This window comes from Streptomyces turgidiscabies Car8, from assembly GCF_000331005.1.
In the GTDB taxonomy this organism is placed as follows: Bacteria; Actinomycetota; Actinomycetes; order Streptomycetales; family Streptomycetaceae; genus Streptomyces; species Streptomyces turgidiscabies.
Genome location: NZ_AEJB01000041.1, coordinates 36,965 through 58,143, shown reverse-complemented (window position 1 = coordinate 58,143; position 21,179 = coordinate 36,965). Strand labels below are relative to the sequence as shown.

The 21,179-nt window shown below is 71.0% G+C and carries 22 protein-coding genes; 7 read left to right on the top strand and 15 right to left on the bottom strand.

All coding sequences use genetic code 11. From position 1 onward, the window contains the following. On the bottom strand, positions 1-428 hold a 428-nt coding region (locus STRTUCAR8_RS03135), incomplete at its 3' end, for an Lrp/AsnC family transcriptional regulator (RefSeq protein ID WP_006373903.1). 100 nt (positions 429-528) lie between these two features. Here STRTUCAR8_RS03135 and STRTUCAR8_RS03130 point away from each other — a divergent pair. The 4 genes from STRTUCAR8_RS03130 to STRTUCAR8_RS03115 are packed head-to-tail and all read left to right on the top strand — an operon-like array spanning position 529 to position 4,687. After that, positions 529-1,296, top strand: coding sequence for a LytR/AlgR family response regulator transcription factor (locus tag STRTUCAR8_RS03130; RefSeq protein WP_044471540.1), 768 nt, complete (start codon positions 529-531; stop codon positions 1,294-1,296). Positions 1,297-1,313: 17 nt separating this feature from the next. After that, positions 1,314-1,679, top strand: a complete 366-nt coding sequence (locus STRTUCAR8_RS03125; RefSeq protein ID WP_006373910.1) for a hypothetical protein — start codon at positions 1,314-1,316, stop codon at positions 1,677-1,679. Positions 1,680-1,703: 24 nt separating this feature from the next. Continuing rightward, positions 1,704-3,476, top strand: coding sequence for a sodium/solute symporter (locus STRTUCAR8_RS03120; protein ID WP_006373909.1), 1,773 nt, complete (start codon positions 1,704-1,706; stop codon positions 3,474-3,476). Beyond that, positions 3,473-4,687 (top strand): sensor histidine kinase, encoded by a 1,215-nt coding sequence (locus STRTUCAR8_RS03115; RefSeq protein ID WP_006373918.1) that lies wholly within the window; start codon positions 3,473-3,475, stop codon positions 4,685-4,687. Before STRTUCAR8_RS03120 ends, STRTUCAR8_RS03115 begins: the two co-directional genes overlap by 4 nt. Before the next feature lie 54 nt (positions 4,688-4,741). Here STRTUCAR8_RS03115 and STRTUCAR8_RS52140 read toward each other — a convergent pair whose 3' ends face one another. From STRTUCAR8_RS52140 to STRTUCAR8_RS03080, 8 genes are all read right to left on the bottom strand, one after another. Further along, complete coding sequence (locus STRTUCAR8_RS52140) at positions 4,742-4,912, bottom strand: hypothetical protein (RefSeq protein ID WP_006373919.1); 171 nt, start codon at positions 4,910-4,912, stop codon at positions 4,742-4,744. A 13-nt stretch (positions 4,913-4,925) separates the two neighbouring features. Beyond that, complete coding sequence (locus STRTUCAR8_RS03105; protein WP_006373904.1) at positions 4,926-6,776, bottom strand: serine/threonine-protein kinase; 1,851 nt, start codon at positions 6,774-6,776, stop codon at positions 4,926-4,928. Between the two features lie 302 nt (positions 6,777-7,078). Further along, positions 7,079-7,459, bottom strand: coding sequence for a PASTA domain-containing protein (locus STRTUCAR8_RS53825; RefSeq protein WP_241784672.1), 381 nt, complete (start codon positions 7,457-7,459; stop codon positions 7,079-7,081). 37 nt (positions 7,460-7,496) lie between these two features. After that, a complete protein-coding gene (locus STRTUCAR8_RS53820) occupies positions 7,497-8,192 on the bottom strand; it encodes a DUF6777 domain-containing protein (RefSeq protein WP_179200645.1) in 696 nt (231 codons plus the stop codon). Positions 8,193-8,318: 126 nt separating this feature from the next. Continuing rightward, positions 8,319-9,272 carry a cytochrome c oxidase assembly protein gene (locus tag STRTUCAR8_RS03095; protein ID WP_006373915.1) on the bottom strand — a complete coding sequence of 318 codons (954 nt, stop codon included), beginning with the start codon at positions 9,270-9,272 and terminating at the stop codon, positions 8,319-8,321. A 123-nt stretch (positions 9,273-9,395) separates the two neighbouring features. After that, on the bottom strand, positions 9,396-10,421 hold the full coding sequence (locus STRTUCAR8_RS03090; RefSeq protein WP_006373951.1) for a 6-phosphofructokinase: 1,026 nt from the start codon (positions 10,419-10,421) through the stop codon (positions 9,396-9,398). Between the two features lie 212 nt (positions 10,422-10,633). After that, positions 10,634-11,362 carry a type 1 glutamine amidotransferase gene (locus STRTUCAR8_RS03085; RefSeq protein WP_006373925.1) on the bottom strand — a complete coding sequence of 243 codons (729 nt, stop codon included), beginning with the start codon at positions 11,360-11,362 and terminating at the stop codon, positions 10,634-10,636. Between the two features lie 37 nt (positions 11,363-11,399). Next, entirely contained in the window at positions 11,400-12,638 is a 1,239-nt protein-coding gene (locus STRTUCAR8_RS03080) for a MurT ligase domain-containing protein (RefSeq protein ID WP_006373927.1), read from the bottom strand. A 147-nt stretch (positions 12,639-12,785) separates the two neighbouring features. Between STRTUCAR8_RS03080 and def the strand changes: the two genes are divergently transcribed. Then, positions 12,786-13,340: a peptide deformylase gene (gene def / locus STRTUCAR8_RS03075; RefSeq protein ID WP_044471539.1), complete on the top strand. Its 555-nt coding sequence runs from the start codon at positions 12,786-12,788 to the stop codon at positions 13,338-13,340. A gap of 56 nt (positions 13,341-13,396) precedes the next feature. Here def and STRTUCAR8_RS03070 read toward each other — a convergent pair whose 3' ends face one another. Then, a complete protein-coding gene (locus STRTUCAR8_RS03070) occupies positions 13,397-14,041 on the bottom strand; it encodes a TetR/AcrR family transcriptional regulator (RefSeq protein ID WP_006373906.1) in 645 nt (214 codons plus the stop codon). Positions 14,042-14,212: 171 nt separating this feature from the next. Between STRTUCAR8_RS03070 and STRTUCAR8_RS03065 the strand changes: the two genes are divergently transcribed. Further along, a complete protein-coding gene (locus tag STRTUCAR8_RS03065; RefSeq protein ID WP_006373926.1) occupies positions 14,213-15,439 on the top strand; it encodes an acyl-CoA dehydrogenase family protein in 1,227 nt (408 codons plus the stop codon). A 95-nt stretch (positions 15,440-15,534) separates the two neighbouring features. Here the strand turns inward: STRTUCAR8_RS03065 and STRTUCAR8_RS03060 are convergent, their stop codons facing one another. The 4 genes from STRTUCAR8_RS03060 to STRTUCAR8_RS03045 form a co-directional block, all read right to left on the bottom strand. Further along, entirely contained in the window at positions 15,535-15,771 is a 237-nt protein-coding gene (locus tag STRTUCAR8_RS03060) for a DUF6213 family protein (RefSeq protein ID WP_006373911.1), read from the bottom strand. A 25-nt stretch (positions 15,772-15,796) separates the two neighbouring features. After that, a complete protein-coding gene (locus STRTUCAR8_RS03055; protein ID WP_006373916.1) occupies positions 15,797-17,191 on the bottom strand; it encodes an NADP-dependent succinic semialdehyde dehydrogenase in 1,395 nt (464 codons plus the stop codon). An 87-nt stretch (positions 17,192-17,278) separates the two neighbouring features. Continuing rightward, positions 17,279-17,779, bottom strand: coding sequence for an NUDIX hydrolase (locus STRTUCAR8_RS03050; protein ID WP_006373935.1), 501 nt, complete (start codon positions 17,777-17,779; stop codon positions 17,279-17,281). Next, positions 17,776-19,314 (bottom strand): ATP-dependent DNA ligase, encoded by a 1,539-nt coding sequence (locus STRTUCAR8_RS03045; RefSeq protein ID WP_006373949.1) that lies wholly within the window; start codon positions 19,312-19,314, stop codon positions 17,776-17,778. Before STRTUCAR8_RS03045 ends, STRTUCAR8_RS03050 begins: the two co-directional genes overlap by 4 nt. Before the next feature lie 176 nt (positions 19,315-19,490). Between STRTUCAR8_RS03045 and STRTUCAR8_RS03040 the strand changes: the two genes are divergently transcribed. Beyond that, complete coding sequence (locus tag STRTUCAR8_RS03040) at positions 19,491-20,141, top strand: uridine kinase family protein (RefSeq protein ID WP_048818701.1); 651 nt, start codon at positions 19,491-19,493, stop codon at positions 20,139-20,141. Between the two features lie 59 nt (positions 20,142-20,200). Here the strand turns inward: STRTUCAR8_RS03040 and STRTUCAR8_RS03035 are convergent, their stop codons facing one another. Then, entirely contained in the window at positions 20,201-21,175 is a 975-nt protein-coding gene (locus STRTUCAR8_RS03035; RefSeq protein ID WP_006373917.1) for an NAD(P)/FAD-dependent oxidoreductase, read from the bottom strand. Between the last annotated feature and the right edge of the window lie 4 nt (positions 21,176-21,179).

Here is a 21,179-nt window from a genome sequence, read left to right as displayed (position 1 = left end):
AGCACCATGTAGCTGATCGTCTTCCGGATGAACGGCTCGGTGCGGATGCGCTCCAGCACGTTCTCGAAGTGCTCCACATCCGTCGCCCGCACGTGCAGCAGCGCGTCCGCGCCGCCCGTCACCGTCATCGCCGCCGTGATCTCCGGATGGTTGCGCACCACCTCCGCCAGCCGCCGGGGCGGCGCCGCCCCCTCGCAGTACACCTCGACGTACGCCTCCGTGCTCCAGCCGAGCGCCGACGGCTCCACCGTCGCCGTGAACCCGGTGATCACGCCCGTCTCACGCAGTCGGTCCACCCGCCGCTTCACCGCCGTGGCCGACAGCCCGACCGCCGCGCCGATCTCCGCGAAGCTCGTACGGGCGTTCGCCATCAGGGTGGTGATGATCTTCCGGTCCAGCTCGTCGAAAGGCGCCGGCCTGCTGTTCATCCGGGCACTGTATCCAGCGACCGCCGGGCACCGCGCGCGTTCGCCGCCTGCACGCCCGGCGCATGTGCACACGTACGAATTCCACCTACACTCCACCTTCATGCTGCGCGCCCTCGCCGTCGACGACGAACGCCCCTCCCTGGAGGAACTGCTCTATCTGCTGCGCGCGGATCCCCGGATCGACAGCGCCGAGGGAGCCGGGGACGCGACCGAGGCGCTGCGCCGCATCAACCGCGCCCTGCAATCGGGTCCCGGCGGGCCCGAGGCCATCGACGTGGTGTTCCTCGACATCCACATGCCCGGCCTCGACGGCCTCGACATGGCCCGCCTCCTCACCGGGTTCGCCAAGCCGCCGCTCGTCGTCTTCGTCACCGCCCACGAGGACTTCGCCGTGCAGGCGTTCGACCTCAAGGCCGTGGACTACGTACTGAAGCCCGTGCGCAAGGAGCGCCTCGCCGAGGCCGTCCGCAGAGCCGCCGAACTGCGGACCGGCGTCCCGCCCGTCCCCGCCCCCATACCCGTGCACGAACCCGACCCCGACCACATACCCGTCGAGCTCGGCGGCGTGACCCGCTTCGTCGCCGTCGACGACATCACCCACGTCGAGGCCCAGGGCGACTACGCCCGTCTGCACACCGACCGGGGCAGCCACCTCGTACGCATCCCGCTCTCCACCCTGGAGGAGCGCTGGCGCGCCCGCGGGTTCGTCCGTATCCACCGCCGCCATCTCGTCGCCCTGCGCCACATCGGCGAGCTCCGCCTCGACGCGGGCGCCGTGAGCGTCCTGGTCGGCACCGAGGAACTCCAGGTCAGCCGACGGCACGCCCGCGAGCTGCGGGACCTGCTGATGCGCCGGCCCGCGGGCTGAGAGACGGAGCCCCACCCATGCCCCAGGATCCCTCCGAACGCCGGGTCGTCGTCACCGGGCCGCCCCGACGCGCCCGCCGGACCTCCGGCTACTACCGGCCGCGCACCGAGATCGACGAACAGACCACCCTCGGCCACACCTACGTCCGCTCCCTGATGCGCTCCCAACTCCGGGCCGCCTTCACCGTGTTCGCCGTCCTCGCCCTGCTCATCGCCCCGCTGCCGCTCCTCTTCGCCGCGATGCCCGACGCCCACCACCTGGAGTGGTTGATCCTCGGCTTCGGCCTCTACGCGCCGCTGGTGCTGCTCGCCCGCTGGTACGTGCGGCGAGCCGAACGCAACGAGCGGGACTTCGTCCGGCTGGTCGAGGACCAGGACCGCTGACGTGATGAACGGATACCGGCCCGTATGAACGAGAACTACGCCGTCCCCGCCGTCGCCCTGGTCGTCGTGGCGACGGTCTTCGTCGGCGCGTTCGGTTTGCGCATCTCCCGCACCACCTCCGACTTCTACGTCGCCTCCCGCACCGTCGGCCCCCGTCTCAACGCCACCGCGATCAGCGGGGAGTACCTCTCCGCCGCCTCCTTCCTCGGCATCGCCGGCCTCGTCCTCGTGCAGGGCCCCGACATGCTCTGGTACCCCGTCGGCTACACCGCCGGGTATCTCCTGCTGCTGCTCTTCGTCGCCGCCCCGCTGCGCCGCTCCGGCGCCTACACCCTCCCCGACTTCGCCGAGGCCCGCCTCGCCTCCCAGGCGGTACGACGGCTCGCAGGGGCCTTCGTCGTCGGCGTAGGCTGGCTCTACCTCCTGCCCCAACTCCAGGGCGCCGGACTGACGTTGGCTGTGCTGACCGAGGCGCCCGACTGGGCCGGCGGGGTCATCGTCGCCGTCGTCGTGGTGGCCACCGTCGCCGCCGGCGGCATGCGCAGCATCACCTTCGTCCAGGCCTTCCAGTACTGGCTGAAACTCACCGCGCTGCTCGTCCCCGCCCTCTTCCTCGTCCTCGCCTGGCAGGGCGACGGCGCCCCGCGCCACGCCTTCGACGAACCCGCCACCTTCCGCGAACAGCGCGTCGTCCGCGTCGACGACGGCCTGGACCTGAAGCTGAAGGCCCCGCTCACCGTCACCGTGACCGGCACGGTCGACGGCCGCCCGCACACGGACCAGGTCCTCCACCTCCCCGCCGGCACCCACCACATCGACCGCGGCACCCGCCTCACCTTCGCCAAGGGCGCCGCCGTCCCGCAGGCCGACCGCGGCACCGGCGGCGGCATGTCGACCTCCCTCGCCGCAGGCCGCGAGGAACGCCCGCTGTACGCCACGTACGGCCTGATCCTCGCCACGTTCCTCGGCACCATGGGCCTGCCGCACGTCGTGGTCCGCTTCTACACGAGCCCGCACGGAGTCGCCGCCCGCCGCACCACCGTCGCCGTACTCGGCCTCATCGGCGCCTTCTACCTCCTCCCGCCCGTCTACGGGGCCCTGGGCCGCCTCTACGCCCCCGAACTGGCCCTCACCTCCGACGCCGACGCCGCCGTCCTCCTGCTGCCCGACCGGGTGATCGGCGGCCTCGGCGGCGACCTGCTCGGCGCACTGGTCGCGGGCGGTGCCTTCGCCGCGTTCCTGTCCACCGCGTCGGGGCTCACGATGGCCGTCGCCGGAGTCCTCACCCAGGACGTCCTGCCCTCACGCGGGGTACGGCACTTCCGGCTCGGTACGGTCATCGCCATGGCCGTACCGCTCGCCGCCAGTGCCATCGTCGGCGGACTCCCCGTCGCCGACGCCGTCGGGCTCGCCTTCGCCGTGTCCGCGTCCTCCTTCTGCCCGCTGCTCGTCCTCGGCATCTGGTGGCGCCGGCTGACCCCGCCCGGCGCCGCCGCCGGAATGCTGGTCGGCGGCGGCTCCGCGCTCGTCGCCGTGGCCGCCACCATGGCGGGCTTCCCGGGCACCGGCGCCCTGCACGCCCTGCTGGCCTGGCCCGCCCTCTGGTCCGTGCCCCTGGGCTTCCTCACCATGGTCCTGGTGTCCCTGGCCACCCCGGGCCGCGTCCCGGCCGGCACGGCCGCCATCCTGGCCCGCTTCCACCTCCCGGAGGAGCTGTCCGGGGCGCACGGTGGTCATGGCGGCCACGGCGGTCACGGCCTCGGGGGACCGGCGCGCACGGAGGCGACACGGACATGAGCGGATTCCTCGCCGGGCTCTGTGTGGCCATCCTCCCGCTGCTGGCCGCCGGATTCTGGCTCGGCCGGCGCACCGCCCGCCCCGAACGCCTCGGCGGCCTCGGCACCCCCGTCGAGCACGCCACCTTCGAGACCCTGCACACCGCCTCCCTCGCCGCGCCCCCGCTGCGCGCCGGCCTCACCGAGGAGACCGCCGGCCGCTCGGCCCGCCGACTGCGCACCCTGCTCGGCACGGACGCCCTCTGCCTCACCGACCAGGAGTCGGTCCTCGTCTGGGACGGCGTCGGCGAACACCATCGCGCCGAGATCATGGAACGCCTCACCGGCCCCCTGGAGACCGGCCGGGGCGAAGCCCTCCGCCTTACCTGCGACGCCCCGGACTGCTCCCTGCGCTGGGCCGTCGTGGCCCCTCTCACCGTCGACGACCGTGTCCACGGCGTCCTGGTCGCCTTCGCGCCCCGCGAGTCCGCGGTCCTCGTCCGCGCCGCCGGCGAGGTCGCGAGGTGGGTCTCGGTCCAACTGGAGTTGGCGGACCTCGACCAGTCCCGCACCCGCCTCATCGAGGCCGAGATCAAGGCACTTCGCGCCCAGATATCCCCGCACTTCATCTTCAACTCGCTTGCGGTGATCGCGTCGTTCGTACGCACCGACCCCGAGCGCGCCCGTGAACTGCTCCTGGAATTCGCCGACTTCACCCGCTACTCGTTCCGCAGGCACGGCGACTTCACCACCCTCGCCGACGAACTCCACGCCATCGACCACTACTTGGCCCTCGTCCGGGCCCGCTTCGGGGACCGCCTCACCGTCACCCTGCAGATCGCCCCCGAGGTCCTCCCGGTCGCCCTGCCCTTCCTCTGCCTGCAGCCCCTCGTGGAGAACGCCGTCAAACACGGACTGGAGGGCAAGGGAGCAGCCGCTGGCAAGAGCCACATCAGCATCACCGCGCAGGACGCGGGCGCCGAGGCACTGGTCGTCATCGAGGACGACGGCGCCGGAATGGACCCGGTCCTGCTCCGCCGTATCCTCGCGGGCGAGGCCAGCCCGTCGGGCGGCATCGGGCTGTCGAACGTGGACGACCGGCTCCGCCAGGTCTACGGCGACGCCCACGGCCTCGTCATCGAGACAGCGCCGGGCGCCGGCATGAAGATCACCGCCCGGCTGCCGAAGTACCAGCCCGGCGTCCACTCGGCGGGCCGGCTCTTCGAGGACTGACCCGACCCGCCCGTTAGCCCGTACGGGTGTATAGCCCGTACGGATGTGCGAACGTCAGGTGGGCCGGGCGACCACCATCCCGAGAGTGATCAGACCCAGCACCACCCAGCCGAACCACAGCCAGCCGTTGCTGCCGAGCGTCACCGTGTAGGCCGTCACCACGACGAGCCCGCCGACGGTGAGCACCCCCATGGTCTTCGTGGAACTGTTCGTGGAACCGGGCATCGCAACACCCTCCTCATGGCTCTTCTCCCTCCATGGTGCCCCCGTTCTGCCTGCGAACGGTGCACACGACGAAATGCGTTCCGGAGTCCCAGGCTCCGCGGCCCGTCCAGGACCCGGCCTCGTAGACCGACGGATCGAAGCCGTAGTCGGTCGGTGGCACGGCCTTCGCGCAGGCGGTGTCCGACACGTCGCGCGCCTCCTCGAAGGGGACAGCGGCGTCGAGCCGAGTGAATCCGAGGACCTGCTCGTCGTGCGGCTCGGTGCAGGCGACCAGCCGCGCCTCCCGCCCGGACGGTGACCTCAGACAGTCCCGCTTCTGCATGCCGGCCGTGTCGCGAAACGCCTGCCCGGCCTCGCGGAACGGCCCGAGCGGCCCGTACACCGGCCCGTTCGCACCGAGCAGCAGACAGGCCGTACGCCCCTCGGCGGCCCGGAACCCGCCCTCGGCCGGCACGACGGCATAGCCGCGTACGTCCGCCAGCTTCTCCCTGAGATCCCGGGTCCGCTCCTCGCACTCGCCGGGCCCCCGCACCCGCGCCTCGGCGGCGGACGCGGCGTCCACGACCGCCAGCACCTGCCCGTCCGGCGCCGCGCCCCCGCAGGCCGGGTCCACGGTCAGCCGTGGCGTCCCCTCGAAGCGCGCGCCACCGGGCCAGTCGGCGAACACACAGTCGCCCACCGCCAGGGGTGCGGCGAGACCGACGGGGCCGCCGTACGGCTTCCGCGCGGTCTCCTCGTCGCCGCCCGGTGGGCCGCCCAGGACGAACCAGAGGCCGGCGCCGGCGAGGGCGATCCCGAGCAGGGCGCCCAGGGCTGCCGGGAGGGCCCGGGTGTGCCGCGGCGGTTCCGGCGGGGGCGCGGACCGGGCGGGGGAGACGCCCACGGGCGGCGACGGCGGAGCCTGGTGAGGCCCGTAGAGCTGCTCCGACGCACCCCAGGGCGGCAGCGACCCCGGATCCGTCCTGGTGTGCTCGTACGGGTCGGCCTGGGGCGTGACGATACGGTCCAGGGCCGCTTCCGCGCGGGCCGCCGTGATCCGCCGGTCCGGGTCCTTGTCGAGCATCGCCTCCAGTACGGGCCTCAGCGCGCCCGCCCGCTCCGGTTTCCGGTGCTCCTCCATGACCACGGCGGTGACTTCCGCGAAATGCGTGTCCCGTTCGAACGGCCCGACGCCCTCGACCGCGTGATACAGCGTGCAGCCCAGTGAGAACAGGTCGGCGGCGGCGGTCGGCGGTCCGCCGGTGGCCCGCTCGGGCGCCAGATAGCCGGCCGTGCCGACCAGGGCGGACGTCAGCGTGTACCGAGTCTCTCCCGCGTCCGGCTGCACCGAGATGCCGTAGTCGGTGAGCAGGATCCGGGAGTACGGCGTCCCGGTGCGGTCCGGCGCCAGCAGGATGTTCGCGGGCTTCACGTCCCGGTGCATGATGCCCTGCTCGTGTCCGGCGGTCAGCGCGTCCAGGACGGCGAGGCCGATGCGGGCGCACTCGTCGGGCGCCAGCGGGCCGCGCATACCGATCAGGTCACGCAGGTCGAGGGCGCCCGCCACGTACTCCATGACGATCCACGGGAGGCCCTCGTGCTCCAGTACGTCGTGCACGGTCACCACGTTCGGGTTGGCGCGCAGCCCGGCCGCGTGCCGGGCCTCGGCACGGGCTCTGGCGACTCGGGAGGCGCGCTCGTCGGAGGCCTCGACCGGGTCGCGGAACACGATCTCCTTGAGGGCGACCTCGCAGGCGAGTTCCTGGTCGTGGGCGAGCCAGACATGGCCCATGCCGCCGCTACCGAGTTGGTTGAGCAGGAGGTAACGGCCGGCGATGACCCGGCCCACTCCGGAGGCGGGTGGTCCTGATGGTCCTGATGGCATCCGTGACTCCCAGGTCTACCCGCTGGATGTGCGGTTCGTCGGCTGCGGGCCATGGGGGGGGGGGGTCGCGCAGTCCCCCGCGCCCCTTAGAGGGCGCGGTTACGCGACCGGCGATTCCGGGGGATCCGAAGTCGTGGTGATCGTCGGAGGTGGGCTGCTCGCTTCTGGGGGTGGTGAGTCGGGGGGGTGGGCTGGATGTTTCGCTCGACGGGGATGGTGACTCCGGAGAGGGCGGCTCGCTGGTGGGCCCGGACGGTGTGGGATCGGGCGAGGGCGGCTCGGACGCACTCGGCGTCGGCTTGTCACTGGACGAGGGGGAAAGCGTCGGGGGGGAGCGGTCGACAGAGTCGACGCGTCGGTCCCGTCGGTGACGGGGTGTCGGATCCCGGAGCCGAGGTAGCCCCGGAACCTGGCGGCGACCCCGACCCCGACGACCCGGGCTGCGATCCTGTGCCTGCCCCAGAGGGAGTTGGGCCGCTGCCGTCGTCCGCCGACCCCGACTCGATGCGCACGTTGAGCGTGACGTACGAGCCGAAGGGGAGCGGTGCTCCCGGTCCAGGGTCCGACCCGGTGACGATGGCGTCCGCCGGGGGCAGCCCGGCGCTGTCGTACGCCGTCGCCAGGCCCAGCTCCGTCAGACGGCTGCTCGCCGCGCCGAAGGTCGTCCCGGCGAGGCGCGGCACCTGATGGCGCTCCCGCGTGTCGAACACCTTGTCGACCTCACCCTTGGTACCGGTCCGGCGGTAGATGCCCCGCTCCGGTTCGTCCACGTCGACGAGCGCGAACCGGTCGACCTTGCCGCCGGGTGCGGGTCGGACGAGCACGACCTCGTCGGCGTCGTAGTCGCGCCACTTCTTGTTGCCGTCCTCGAACTCGACGGAAAATACGGTTCGTGGCGCCCTTGAACGGCCTCAGCGGATTTCCGCATGAACACTTCACTGCGGGAACTCCCGCCTCATCGACGAGAACCGCGATTCCCGCCTGGAGCAGCGCGTCGAAGGGGACCGCTTTTTCCTTCTTGTAGTCGTGGTTCTTCACGAGGGTGTCGTGACGCAGGAGAACGGGTGTGAGCCGGTCGAGATAGGCGGAAATCCCGCCCTGTGGAATATCGACCACACGTGCCCATTCGTGGGCCTTCCTGTTGTTCCTGGGGTCGGTGAGAAATTGTTCCAGCCGGTCGACGTCACAGACCGTCGGCTGCTTCGTGCCCCCGTACAGCCCGGGCGTGCTGCCCTGCTGCAGGCTGCTGCCGTGCGCGGGCTGCGAACGGACCTGGGCGTCATGACCCAGGCCGCTGTTCTCGTCGAAGAACGGCGCGAGGGAAGGCACCCCCGAAGCCACCGCCTTCACCATCGTCAGTGGTGCCTCCCTGTCGCAACCACTGGCGAACAGAACGCACAACAGTGCGATGGACAATCGCAGAAGGCGCTGAAGTCCAGGTTTCCTGAAAGCATGCAGTGTCATACCGCTCCCCCCGGCGGATACGTCACGTCCATGCTACTGAATACGAAAGTGTTTCAGGCAACGGGAATGAAAGTTGATTCAGCGCCCACGTGCGTTCAGTGATGCCAAATAGGCGTTGTACGCCTCGAGTTCCTTGTCGCCGTCGCGGTCGGCGGCCCGGTCCTGACGCTTGGCCTGCCGCTGTTCGGAGCCGTGCCACTGGAAGAGCAGGGCCAACAGCACCAGTACGGTCGGGATCTCGCTGAACGCCCAGGCGATCCCGCCGGCCGCGTTCTGGTCGGACAGGGCGTCGATGCCGAGCGAGACGGGCGGGTTCTTGTACGCCTCGACCATCGGCTCCGACGCCATCATCAGCGCGATCCCGAAGAAGGCGTGGAACGGCATGCCCGCGAACAGTTCCAGCATCCGCATCAGATAGCCGGGCCGGTTCGGGCCGGGGTCGACGCCCATGATCGGCCAGAAGAAGATCAGCCCGACGGCGAGGAAGTGACACATCATCGTGATGTGCCCGGCCTTCGAACTCATCAGGAAGTCGAAGAGCGGAGTGAAGTACAGGACGTAGAGACTGGCGATGAACAGCGGGATGGTGAACGCCGCGTGCGTGACGATCCGCATGAACCGGCTGTGCAGCAGCGCCAGCAGCAGTTCACGCGGCCCCTTCCGCCCCCGTCCGGCGACCGGCAGCGCCCGCAGGGCGAGCGTGATCGGGGCGCCGAGCAGAATGAGGATCGGGGAGACCATGCTGATCACCATGTGCTGCACCATGTGCACGCTGAACATGACCATGCCGTAGTCGTTGAGCCTGGTGCACATGACGAGCATGACGGTCAGCACACCGAGCACGAAGGAGACGGTCCGCCCGACGGACCACTTGTCCCCACGCCGGGTGAGCCGCACGACCCCCCACCCGTAGAGGCCGAGCCCCGCCAGACAGGCGACCAGGAAGAACGGGTCGGCGGACCACCCGAGCCCCCGCCCCAGGGTGAAGGGCAGAAGATCCATGGTCGTACCGCTGTGCCCGCTGTGCTCCATCCCCCAAGAGTAGAACCGCCCCGGTCACGACTCGGACCGGGGGAGGGTCTTCAGGGGCGCGGGGAACTGCGCGACAAGCCACAGCGGACCCGCACCCGAAGGACGACGGCCAACTGCCAGCGGCTAAAGCACACACTCCGCCTCGGCGTACCGAGCCTCAGGAACCGTCTTCAACGTCTCGACGGCCTCGGCCAGGGACACCATCACGATGTCCGTACCCCGAAGCGCCGTCATCCGTCCGAACTCACCCCGGTGCACGGCCTCCACCGCATGCCACCCGAACCGGGTCGCCAGCACCCGGTCGTAGGCCGTGGGCGTCCCACCCCGCTGCACATGCCCCAGGATCACCGGCCGCGCCTCCTTCCCGAGCCGCTCCTCCAGCTCCAGGGAGAGCTGCCGGGCGATCCCGGCGAAGCGCTCGTGGCCGTACACGTCCTTGCCGCCCTCGTCGAACTCCATCGAGCCCGCGCGCGGCTTCGCACCCTCCGCGGCGACGACGATCGCGAACCGCTTGCCCGCCGCGAACCGCTCACCCACGCGCGCGGCCAACTCCTCGATGTCGAAGGGGCGTTCCGGTACGACGATGGCGTGGGCGCCCGCGGCCATGCCGGAGTGCAGGGCGATCCAGCCGGTGTGACGGCCCATGACCTCGACGATCAGGACGCGCTGGTGGGACTCGGCGGTGGTCTTCAGCCGGTCCAGCGCCTCCGTGGCGACTCCGACGGCCGTGTCGAAGCCGAAGGTGACGTCCGTGACCGCGATGTCGTTGTCGATGGTCTTCGGGACGCCGACTATCGGCAGGCCGTTGTCGGACAACAGCCGGGCCGCCTTGAGCGTGCCCTCGCCGCCGATCGGGATGATCGCGTCGAGTCCGAGCTCCTCGACATGGCCCCTGGCCCGCTCGACGCCGTCCCGCAGATGCTCGGGGCGGACCCGGGAAGAGCCGAGGATGGTGCCGCCGCGAGCGAGGATGCCGCTCACCGCGTCGAGGTCGAGCTTGAGGTAGTCGCACTCCAGGAGGCCTTTCCAGCCGTCCCGGAAGCCGATGACCTCGTCGCCGTGGTCCACGACGGCGCGGTGCACGACGGACCGGATGACGGCGTTCAGGCCGGGGCAGTCGCCGCCGGACGTCAGGACACCAATGCGCATCGCCCGAAAACCTTCTCCACGTGGGCCGGGACCGGACCACGCTGTCCGGCTCGATCCCCGTCACCATACCGGCGGCGGGGACCGGAGCCGTAGCACCCGTCCGGGTGCTGGACACCCGCGCTCACCTGTGCGGATGCCCCGTCAGACGGGCCGGTGACGCGCACACGGACGGCAGGTGTACCGGCCGGCGCGGGCACGGGAGTGCGCGCAGGTCAGGCGGGCTGCTGCGCCGCCGTGATGCGCTCGTTGCGCAGCGCCTCGTACCAGCGGTCGTCGGTCGGCGGCAGCGCGTTGACGTCGAGGGCCAGCTTCAGCAGCAGGTCCGCGATCAGCGGGTTACGGGCGAGCACGGGCCCGTGCATGTACGTACCGAAGACCGTGTCGTTGTACGCGCCCTCCGTGCCGTCCCCCGTGCCGTTGCCCTTGCCGAGCCGCACCTTCGCGAACGGGCGCGCGGTGGGACCGAGGTGGGTGACGCCCTGGTGGTTCTCGAAGCCGGTCAGCGGGGGCAGGCCGAGGCGCGCGTCGATGTCTCCGAGTACGTCGCCCACGCACCGCTCGCCCTCGCCGCGAACCGAGACCACGTCGAGGAGTCCGAGGCCGGGCTCGCGCTGACCGAGGTCGTTGATGAACTCGTGGCCCAGGATCTGGTACCCGGCGCACACGGAGAACACGATCGCGCCGTTGCCGACGGCCCGGTGCAGACCGCCGTCACGGCGCAAACGTTCCGCCGCGAGCCGCTGCGGCCGGTCCTCGCCGCCGCCGATCAGATAGATGTCGCCGGAGGTGGGGATCGGCTGGTCACTGCGCACGTCGAGGCGGGCCACGTCGAGGCCGCGCTGCCGGGCCCGGCGCTCCAGGACGAGTGCGTTGCCCTGGTCGCCGTAGGTGCTGAGCAGGTCCGGGTAGATCCACACCAGACGCAGCTGGTTGTCGCTCATGAAGTGATCGTCCTCAGTGGTCGGTTGCCGGCAGTGGTCAGTTGCCGACGCGGCGGCGCAGGTCCTGGAAGGCGGTGTAGTTCGCGATGACCTCGATCCGGCCGGGCGGCGCCATCTGCACGGCCTGGTCGGCGCTCTCGCAGACCTGGAAGTGCTGGTTGGCGACCTCCAGCCGCACCGCGAGGTCGAGCTTGCGGTCGCCGATGACGAGGATCGGGTGACCGGTGAGCTGCGTGTAGTCGACGTCCCACAGCCAGGAGGTGTCGGTGCCGTCGGCGCCCCGCGCGTTCACGGAGAGGATGACCGGCGTCGGCGGCGGGTCGATCAGGGAGAACGTCTCCAGCCAGCCGGCCGGGTTCTTGGCGAGCAGCAGCCGCAGATCGCGCTGCATGAACTGCACGACGTCGTACCGTCCGGCCACGGCCTGCACCTGGTACATGCGCTCCAGGCCGACCTGCGGCGGTACGCCGAACACGGCGGCGACAGCGGCGGAGGCGGCCGCGTTGGACTTGTTGGCCCGCCCCGGCAGCTGGAGGTGGATCGGCCAGGCCGACCCGTGCGGGTCGAGCACGTGGTCGCCGGACAGCGCCCAACTCGGCGTCGGACGGCGGAAACCGCACTGACCGCAGAACCAGTCGTCGCCGGGGCGCTGCATCACGCCACCGCAGGACGGGCAGGACCAGGCGTCGTCCTTCCACATCTGCCCGGCGGCGACCCAGATCACGTTGGGGGAGGAGGAGGCGGCCCACACGATCAGCGGGTCGTCGGCGTTGGCGACGATCACGGCCTTCGAACCGGCGAGCCCCTCACGCCAGTTCTCGGCGAGCATGCGCGTCTCGGCGGCGCGGTCGAGCTGGTCGCGCGAGAGGTTGAGGAGCGCGATGCACTTGGGGTCCGTGTCCCGGGCGACGCCGGCGAGGTACTTCTCGTCGACCTCGATGACCCCGAACTTGGCGTCCGAACCGCCCGCGAGCGCCGAGGTGATGCCGGCGGGCATGTTGGCGCCGAGCGCGTTCGACACGACCGGTCCGGCGGCGCGCAGGGCCTCCGCGATGAGCCGCGTGGTCGTGGTCTTGCCGTTGGTGGCCGAGACCAGGATGACGTCCAGGTGCTGGGCGAGCCGGGCGAGGAGGTCGGGGTCGAGTTTGAGGGCTACCTTGCCACCGATCACCGACCCGCTGCCGCGCCCTGCCGCACGCGATGCCGCCGCAACGGCCTTGCCGGCCGTCACTGCCAGCTTGGCCCGCGGAGTGAGCGGGTCCGAGTTGCCTGCCATCAGATCTCGATCCTCCTTGCGTACGCGCCGCGCCTGTGCCTCCGGCCACGTGGTGTGGACCTCAGCCTATCGAGATCCGTTCACGCAATCCGCATCGCGGCACCACCACGGCGCCCGCGCGACATGGGTGACCGTACCCTTGCGGCCATGCGACCAGGCTCCATCCCCGGCACCCGGGGGCGCGTCCGCCCCCTGACACTGCTCGGCGACCCCGTTCTGCACAGCCCCTGCGTCGAAGTCACACACTTCGACGCCGAACTCGCCGCGCTCGTCGAGGACATGTTCGCGACAATGTACGCCGCCCAGGGCGTGGGCCTCGCCGCGAACCAGATCGGCAGGCCCCTGAGGGTCTTCGTATACGACTGCCCCGACGACGATGACGTCCGTCACGTGGGCCATGTGGTCAACCCCCGCCTGGTCGAGGCGACCGGGCTGGTCCTCCGTGGACCCGAGGGCTGCCTGTCCCTCCCCGGCCTGGAGGCGGGCACCGAACGGCACGACGAGACGACGGTCGAGGGCTTCACGGCGACGGGCGACCCGGTACGCGTCGAGGGCACGGGCTTCTTCGCGAGATGCCTCCAACACGAGCTGGACCACTTGGCGGGCGACACGTACGTGGACCGTCTGACGGGCTGGCGCCACAGAAGGCTGATGCGACAGGCAACCCGAGCTTCGTGGCATGGGGTGAGTGGACGTAGTTAGGGGCGCGCGGAACTGCGCGACAGGCCACAACGCACCCGCGGACGACACACAACCCCCTAGAACCCCGGCCCACCGACCCGGTCCCCGGCGGCAGCCAGCCGCCCCCACAGCAAATCAGCCAAACTCCGCACCAACTCGGCCCGGGAACAGGGCCGTTCACCCAGCCACCAGTCCCCGGCCGCGTGCATCATGCCGACTATCCCGTGCCCCCACACCCGAGCCAACTGCTGACTGCCGGGCCCGAGATCCAGCCGATCCTCGATCACCTGGGCCAACTCCTCGCCCATCAGCCGCAGCAACGGCAGCGAGTGCTTCCTCACATCGAACCCGGGGTCGCCGGGTGACACACCGTCCGCGGGGTGCATCAGGAACCGGTACACCTGGGGCCGTGCCTCGATCGCCGCGAGGTAGGTGTCCAGCGTGGCCTCCACCCGCTCCCGCCGCTCCGCCGGAGCGTCCAGCGCGGCCCGCAGGGAGTAGAGCAGGGCGTCGGTGTGCCGTTTGGCCAGAGCGGCGTAGAGTCCGCCTTTGTCACCGAAGTGCCGGTAGAGAATGGGTTTGGTGATGCCCGCCTCGGCGGCGATGGCGTTCATCGAGGCGCCGGGGCCGTCGCGGAGCACCACTCGGTCGGCGGCCTCCAGCAGCTCGCGCCGGCGGCGGTCGGCGGACCGCTGCTGATCGTTCTGCTGCGTGGTGTCCATGGTCTCTCTCCCACCCGTGCTGATATCGGTGACGCTTGCGCAAACTAGCACTGATCGGCCCATGCCCATCGAACGGGCTGCCGACCCTGGTCCGGGAGTTGACTTTTCCTACCGACGGGTAACAGACTCCAGTTACCGTAGGTAACATGCTAGTGCAGCGATGGAGGGGTCATGGCCGAATTCACCATGGAGCTCAACGACGAACAGAAAGAGGTCCGCGACTGGCTCCACGGTTTCGCCGCTGACGTGATCCGCCCCGCCGCCGCCGAGTGGGACGAGCGCGAGGAGACCCCCTGGCCGGTCATCCAGGAGGCGGCGAAGGTCGGCATCTACTCCCTGGACTTCTACGCCCAGCAGTACTTCGACCCCACCGGCCTCGGCATCCCGATGGCCATGGAGGAACTCTTCTGGGGTGACGCGGGCATCGCCCTCTCCATCGTCGGCACCGGCCTCGCCGCGGTGGGCGTCCTCGCCAACGGCACCGAGGAGCAGATCGGTACCTGGATCCCCCAGATGTACGGCGACGCCAACGATGTCAAGGTCGCCGCCTTCTGCTCCTCCGAGCCGGACGCCGGTTCCGACGTCGCCTCCATGCGGACCCGCGCCGTGTACGACGAGGCCAAGAACGAGTGGGTTCTCAACGGCACGAAGACCTGGGCGACCAACGGCGGCATCGCCAACGTCCACGTCGTCGTCGCCGTGGTCGACTCCGAGCTGGGCTCCAAGGGCCACGCCTCTTTCATCGTCCCGCCGAACACGCCCGGTCTGTCCCAGGGCCAGAAGTTCAAGAAGCACGGCATCCGCGCCTCGCACACCGCCGAGGTCGTCCTGGAGAACGTCCGCATCCCCGGCTCCTGCCTCCTCGGCGGCAAGCAGAAGCTCGACGAGCGCCTCGCCCGGGCCCGTGAGCGGGCGAAGTCCGGCGGCGAGCGCGTGAAGAACGCGGCGATGGCCACGTTCGAGGCGAGCCGGCCCGCGGTGGCCGCGATGGCGGTGGGTACCGCCCGCGCCGCGTACGAGGTCGCCCTCGACTACGCGAAGACCCGCGAGCAGTTCGGCCGCCCGATCATCGACAACCAGGGGATCGCCTTCCAGCTCGCCGACATGCGTACGTCCATCGACGCGGCGCGGCTGCTGACGTGGCGGGCGTCGTGGATGGCGATCAACGGGAAGCCGTTCACCGCGGCGGAGGGGTCGATGTCGAAGCTGTTCGCGAGCGAGACGGCGAAGAAGGTCACCGGGCAGGCGATTCAGATACTCGGGGGGAACGGGTACACGCGGGAGTATCCGGTGGAGCGGATGCATCGCGACGCGGCGATCTACACGATCTTCGAGGGTACGAGTGAGATTCAGCGGTTGGTGATCGCGCGGACTTTGTCGGGGATGCCGATCCGGTAGCGCCGTGGGGGGTGCGGCGGTGTGCTGACTGGGGCTGCGTCGTGGCTTGTCGCGCAGTTCCCCGCGCCCCTGAGGGCGGCCGGTCAGCGCGGCCCCTATCTTGAGGTGCCGCTGCTGTGGGCGATGCAGGCCACGTCGATTCGGTCGGCCAGTTTGGCGAGTTCGATGGTGAGGGCGGCCACGGTGTCCTCGTCGAGGTCGTCCTGGCCGGCCTCCACCAGATGCAGCCAGCGACCGCCGACCGTGCGCAGCAGTTTGCTGACGTCGGAGGCGGCAACCTGCAACGTGCCGCGGTCGTCGACGATCAGAGGCAGAGTCACTTCGCGGTTCACAGGGGCGATCGTAGCCGCGGAACGCTCACGCTCCGTGCCATACCGTGGTGATGTTGCAGAACTCGCGGATTCCGTGCCCCGACAGCTCACGCCCGTACCCGGACCGCTTGACCCCGCCGAACGGGAACGCCGGATGGGACGCGGTCATCCCGTTGACGAACACGCCGCCCGCCTCCAGATCCCGTACGAGACGGTCCACCTCGGCCTCGTCGCGGGTCCACACGTTCGAACTGAGTCCGAAAGGCGTGTCGTTGGCGATCGCCAACGCCTCCTCCAGGTCTGCCACGCGGTACAGGGTCGCTACCGGGCCGAACGTCTCCTCCTGGTGAATGCGCATCTCGCTGGTGACATCGGCGAGGACGGTCGGCGCGTAGTACCAGCCGTCGTCCGTCAGATCCTTCGGACGTTCGCCACCGCACAGAACCGTCGCGCCGCTCTCCACGGCCTCGTCGACGAGGGCCTCCAGATCCTCGCGCCCCTGCTCACTCGCGAGCGGCCCGACCTCCGTGTCCTCGGCCAGCGGATCGCCGACCTTCAGCGCCGCCATGGCCGTCGAGAAGCGTTCCGCGAACGCGTCGAAGACATCCGTGTGCACGATGAACCGCTTGGCGGCGATGCACGACTGCCCGTTGTTCTGCACACGCGCGGTCACCGCGACCTCGGCGGCCCGCTCGACATCGGCGGACGACAGGACGATGAACGGGTCACTGCCGCCCAGTTCCAGCACCGTCCTCTTGACCTCGTCCCCGGCGACGGCCGCCACCGCGCGCCCGGCCGGCTCGCTGCCGGTGAGCGTGGCCGCCCGTACCCGGGGGTCGCGCAGGATGTCCTCGACGGCGCCCGACCCGATCAGCAGTGTCTGGAAGCAGCCCTCGGGGTAACCCGCCCGACGGAACAGGTCCTCCAGGTAGAGGGCGGTCTGCGGCACGTTCGACGCGTGCTTGAGCAGGCCCACGTTGCCCGCCATCAGCGCCGGCGCGGCGAAGCGGATCACCTGCCAGAGCGGGAAGTTCCACGGCATCACCGCGAGCACCGGGCCGAGCGGACGGTAACGGACCAGGGCGCGGGAACCGCCGGAGTCCTTGACGTCGGCGTCGGAGGGCTTCTCGTCGGCGAGGAGTTCCTCGGCGTGGTCGGCGTACCAGCGCATCGCCTTCGCGCACTTCGCGGCCTCCGCGCGGGCCTGCTTGACCGGCTTGCCCATCTCGGTCGTCATGGTGCGGGCGATGTCGTCCCGGTCCTCGTCCAGCAGACCGGCGGCCCGGCCCAGCAGCCGGGCGCGCTCGGCGAAGCCGGTCGTGCGGTACGTGCGGAAGGCGGCCTCCGCGGCCGTGAGCCTGCGCTCGATCTCCTCGCCGTCCATGGCGTCGTACGTCCGAAGCGTCTCGCCGTTCGCCGGGTTCACCGTCGCGATGGGCATTGCCGTCCTCCAGGTTGAGGGCTGTTCTTCGACCTTCCCGCGCGCCGGTGGGCCCCGCAACGCGTACGGCACCCACCGGCACTTCTGTCAATGCCCCGAGTGCTCCGTCAGCCGGTCCAGAAACCCCGCCTGTGCCGTCACGATCACCGACCGCGCCGCCTGGAGGCCGAACCACCGCACCCGGTCCAGCTCCGGAAACTCCCGTTCCTGCCCCGACCCTCTCGGCCACTCCATCCGGAACGTGCCCGGCACCACGGCCGCCGGATCGAGGTCCGCCTCGACCGCCCACGCCGTGACGACCTTCCCGCCGGCCTGGCGGACCTCGCCCAGCGCCACGGCCTCGCCCTCGGGCGGCGCCAGCCCCAGCTCCTCCCGGAACTCCCGGCGCGCCGCGTCCCAGGCCGTCTCCCCGTCCCCGTACTCGCCCTTGGGAATCGTCCAGGCCCCGGCGTCGCGCCGGGCGAAGAACGGTCCGCCCATGTGCCCGAGGAGCACCTCCAGACCCTCGGTGTCCTGACCGGGCGCGGCCCGCCGGAACAGCAGCAGACCGGCGCTGCGCCGCACCCTCGCCGGAGCCTTGTCCGTCACCGGGTCGCCTCCGGGTGCGCGGCCAGCAGGGTCTGTACGGTGTCCGCCTCCTCCGGCGTCTTGTCCTCGCGGTAGCGGACGACGCGGGCGAAGCGGAGGGTGACGCCGGCCGGGTAGCGGGTGGACCGCTGGAGACCGTCGTAGGCGATCTCGACGACCAGTTCCGGGCGTACGGTCACCACCCAGCCGTCGTCCGACACGGCCAGCGCCTGGAGTCGCTCGGTCTGCCAGGTCAGCATCGCGTCGGTCATGCCCTTGAAGGTCTTGCCGAGCATGGCGAAGGAGCCGTCGGGGTTGCGGGCCGCGAGGTGCAGGTTGGACAGCTTGCCGGTACGTCGTCCGTGACCCCACTCGGCCGCCAGCACCACCAGGTCGAGCGTATGCACGGGCTTGACCTTCAGCCAGGACGCACCGCGCCGGCCCGCGCTGTAGGGGGCGTCCAGGGCCTTGACCACGACGCCCTCGTGGCCGCGCGCCAGGGTGTCGGCGAGGAACGTCTCGGCGGCGGGGAGGTCGGCGGGGCCGCCGGCCAGCAGGCGCCGCACCCGCATCGGTTCGGGGACCAGGCGGGCGAGTTCCGTGTGCCGCTCGGCGAACGGAAGGTCGAGAAGGTCGCGGCCGTCGACCGAGAGCACGTCGAAGAAGACGGGCGACACGGGGACGTCCCGGGCGGCCGTCTCCACGTCCACGCGTGAGCCGACGCGGCCGGCGGTCTCCTGGAAGGAACGCGGGCGGCCGGAGGTGTCGAAGGCGATCACCTCGCCGTCGAGGATGAACCGCTCGCCTCTCAACGCCCTCGCCGCGGTGGTCAGTTCGGGCAGCCGGTCGGTGATGTCGTCGAGGGTGCGGGTGTAGAGCCGTACGTCGTCGCCGTCGCGGTGTACCTGGACCCGGATGCCGTCCAGTTTCTCCTCGACGGCACACGCGCCGAGCTTCTCGACGGCCTCCGCCACCGAGGAGGCGCTGTGCGCGAGCATCGGCAGGACGGGGCGGCCGACGGTGAGACGGAAGCGGGCGAGGGCCGCCGGCCCGTCGGCCAGCAGGGCCTGTGCGACGGGCTGGATGGCCCCCGCGAGCATCACCGCCCGCCGTACGTCTGCGGGCGGCGCGTCCGTGGCCGTCGCCAGGCCTTCCACGGCCACCGCGTCCAGGGCGCCCTGCCGTACCTCACCCGTGATCAGCGCGAACAGGAACCGCTGCTCGTCCGCGGTGGCCGCCGCGAGCAACTCGCCTACCAGCCGCCTGCGTTCGGCCTGCGAGCCGGCGCCGTTGACCGCGCCGATCGCCGTGAGCCGGGCGTCGACGTCCCGCACAGTGAGCGAGGGTTCGACGGCGCCGGGAACCTGCTGGTCCAGCACCTTCCACCCCATCCCGAGCCGCCCCTGGGGCAGGCGTCCGGCGAGATACGGGATGACGATCGGTACGTCGTCGGCGTCGGCGTCCCGGAACAGCTCGGCGAGCAGGGCGATCTTCCGGGACCGGGCGGAGGTGGCGGCGACCTCCTGGGACACGTGGGCGAGCCGGGTCAGCAGCATGCAGCCATGGTGCAACGGGGGTGGCGGATGCACATCCGGGCGGGGCCGGTTTCCCCACTCCGCCGGATACGGGCGCCGGTATGGCTTCCCGACGCGGGACGTCGATAGGGTCGGACGACCGGAGGACCGTTGGGCGACGCCGGACCCGTGTCCTCACCCGCGGAGTCAGGGTGTCGATGCGTCTGCGTCCAGGCGAGACCGAAGCCGTCGGCCGACGGGCGATGACCGTGCTCGACGCCGTCCGGCATCTGCGCGACGCGTCGCCCGACGTCACCGGACGTCCGAGGGTGATCGGGATCGACGGCCGGGGCGGCGCCGGCAAGACGACCCTGGCCGAGCGGCTGCGCGAGGCGGTGCCCGGCTCCGCCGTCGTGCACACCGACGACGTCGCCTGGCACCACGCCTACTTCGACTGGGGCGCCGTGCTCGTCGAGCACATCCTGCGACCCCTCCACCGGGGTGCGGCGGTGGACTTCCGCCCCGCTGCCTGGACCACCCACGACCGGCCCGGATCGATCACCGTCCCCGCCGGTGCCGACTTCGTCTGGATCGAGGGCACCGGCGTCATCCGCGAAGAGCTCGCGCCGTGGCTGGACGCCTCGGTGTGGATCCAGGGCGACCTCGCCGAGCAGGAGCACGCTTTGGCCGTCCGCGACGGTGTCTCCCCCGAGCAGCAGGAGCATGTGGCGAACTGGCTGCGGGAGGAACTGCCGTTCATGCTGCGAGAACAGCCGTGGGCCCGAGCCACCATGATCGTCGCCGGCCCGCCGCAGACTGGCCACGCCCAGGACACCGAGCTGGTCGTCGCCCCGCCGACCGCCTCTTGACCAACCACGCTGTTCCTGAAAGCAGACGGTGGCAGAGGGTTCGGATCGCACCCCCGCCCTCACTCGCCGGGCGGCGTCTCCGAGAACACCAGGTCCGCCACGATCGCCGTGGCCGCGCGGTAGCCGCCGCTCGCCGCGTGGATCACCTGCTCGCCGAAGCCGATCGCGTTCCCCGCCGCCCAGACCCCTGGCACGGTCGTCAGGCCCGTCGCGTCCACCGTCGGGTACGAACCGAACGGCGTTTCCGTCAGCTCGGCGCCCAGATTTTCGAACAGGGCGTTGCCCGGGACGGGCCGGGGAGCGACGAACACCGTCTCGCGGGCATGCGTCGTGCCGTTTTCAAGGCGTACGCCCGTGACACGCCCGGAGTCCGTCGTCAGGCACTCGACCTCGCCGGGGACGACCGCCACCCCTGCCCCTGCCAGCCTGCGCAGATCCTCGTCGGTGAGCTCGTCCTCGGCGACCGTGTGCAGGAACAGCGTCACGTCCTTCGACCACCGGGCGACCAGCACCGCCTGGTGCACGCTCGCCGGAGTCGAGGCCAGCACGCCGAACGCCCGGTCCCGTACCTCCCAGCCGTGGCAGAACGGACAGTGCAGTACGTCCCGCCCGAAGTGCTCGGCGACGCCCGGCACGGCGGGCAGTTCGTCCCGCAGCCCCGTCGCGACGACGAGCCGCCGGGCACGTACCGAACGGTCCCCGCTCGCCAGTGTCAGCGTGAAGTCCTGGCCCTTGGTGACGTCCACCACCCGGTCCACGACCAGCTCCACCCCGTACCGTGCGATCTCCTCGCGCCCCGCCGCCAGGAACTCGGCCGGCGACATGCCGTCGCGGGACAGATAGCCCTGCATGTGTGCCGCCGGTGCGTTGCGCGGCTCGCCCGCGTCGACGACCAGCGTGCGGCAACGGGCCCGGCCGAGGACCAGCGCGGCCGACAGCCCGGCCGCGCCGCCTCCGACGACGACAACCTCGTACGTGTCGGCCAGGTCGGCCGTGTCGGCCTCGTACTGCTCGGTCATGGTGACCACCTCCACCGCG

Bases quoted from the DNA above. Each gene is read 5' to 3' on its own strand.
- STRTUCAR8_RS03130 (WP_044471540.1), top strand. From the start codon at position 529: ATGCTGCGCGCCCTCGCCGTCGACGACGAACGCCCCTCCCTGGAGGAA.
- STRTUCAR8_RS03125 (WP_006373910.1), top strand. From the start codon at position 1,314: ATGCCCCAGGATCCCTCCGAACGCCGGGTCGTCGTCACCGGGCCGCCC.
- STRTUCAR8_RS03120 (WP_006373909.1), top strand. From the start codon at position 1,704: ATGAACGAGAACTACGCCGTCCCCGCCGTCGCCCTGGTCGTCGTGGCG.
- STRTUCAR8_RS03115 (WP_006373918.1), top strand. From the start codon at position 3,473: ATGAGCGGATTCCTCGCCGGGCTCTGTGTGGCCATCCTCCCGCTGCTG.
- STRTUCAR8_RS52140 (WP_006373919.1), bottom strand. From the start codon at position 4,912: ATGCCCGGTTCCACGAACAGTTCCACGAAGACCATGGGGGTGCTCACC.
- STRTUCAR8_RS03105 (WP_006373904.1), bottom strand. From the start codon at position 6,776: ATGCCATCAGGACCATCAGGACCACCCGCCTCCGGAGTGGGCCGGGTC.
- STRTUCAR8_RS03095 (WP_006373915.1), bottom strand. From the start codon at position 9,272: ATGGAGCACAGCGGGCACAGCGGTACGACCATGGATCTTCTGCCCTTC.
- STRTUCAR8_RS03090 (WP_006373951.1), bottom strand. From the start codon at position 10,421: ATGCGCATTGGTGTCCTGACGTCCGGCGGCGACTGCCCCGGCCTGAAC.
- STRTUCAR8_RS03085 (WP_006373925.1), bottom strand. From the start codon at position 11,362: ATGAGCGACAACCAGCTGCGTCTGGTGTGGATCTACCCGGACCTGCTC.
- STRTUCAR8_RS03080 (WP_006373927.1), bottom strand. From the start codon at position 12,638: ATGGCAGGCAACTCGGACCCGCTCACTCCGCGGGCCAAGCTGGCAGTG.
- def (WP_044471539.1), top strand. From the start codon at position 12,786: ATGCGACCAGGCTCCATCCCCGGCACCCGGGGGCGCGTCCGCCCCCTG.
- STRTUCAR8_RS03070 (WP_006373906.1), bottom strand. From the start codon at position 14,041: ATGGACACCACGCAGCAGAACGATCAGCAGCGGTCCGCCGACCGCCGC.
- STRTUCAR8_RS03065 (WP_006373926.1), top strand. From the start codon at position 14,213: ATGGCCGAATTCACCATGGAGCTCAACGACGAACAGAAAGAGGTCCGC.
- STRTUCAR8_RS03055 (WP_006373916.1), bottom strand. From the start codon at position 17,191: ATGCCCATCGCGACGGTGAACCCGGCGAACGGCGAGACGCTTCGGACG.
- STRTUCAR8_RS03045 (WP_006373949.1), bottom strand. From the start codon at position 19,314: ATGCTGCTGACCCGGCTCGCCCACGTGTCCCAGGAGGTCGCCGCCACC.
- STRTUCAR8_RS03040 (WP_048818701.1), top strand. From the start codon at position 19,491: ATGCGTCTGCGTCCAGGCGAGACCGAAGCCGTCGGCCGACGGGCGATG.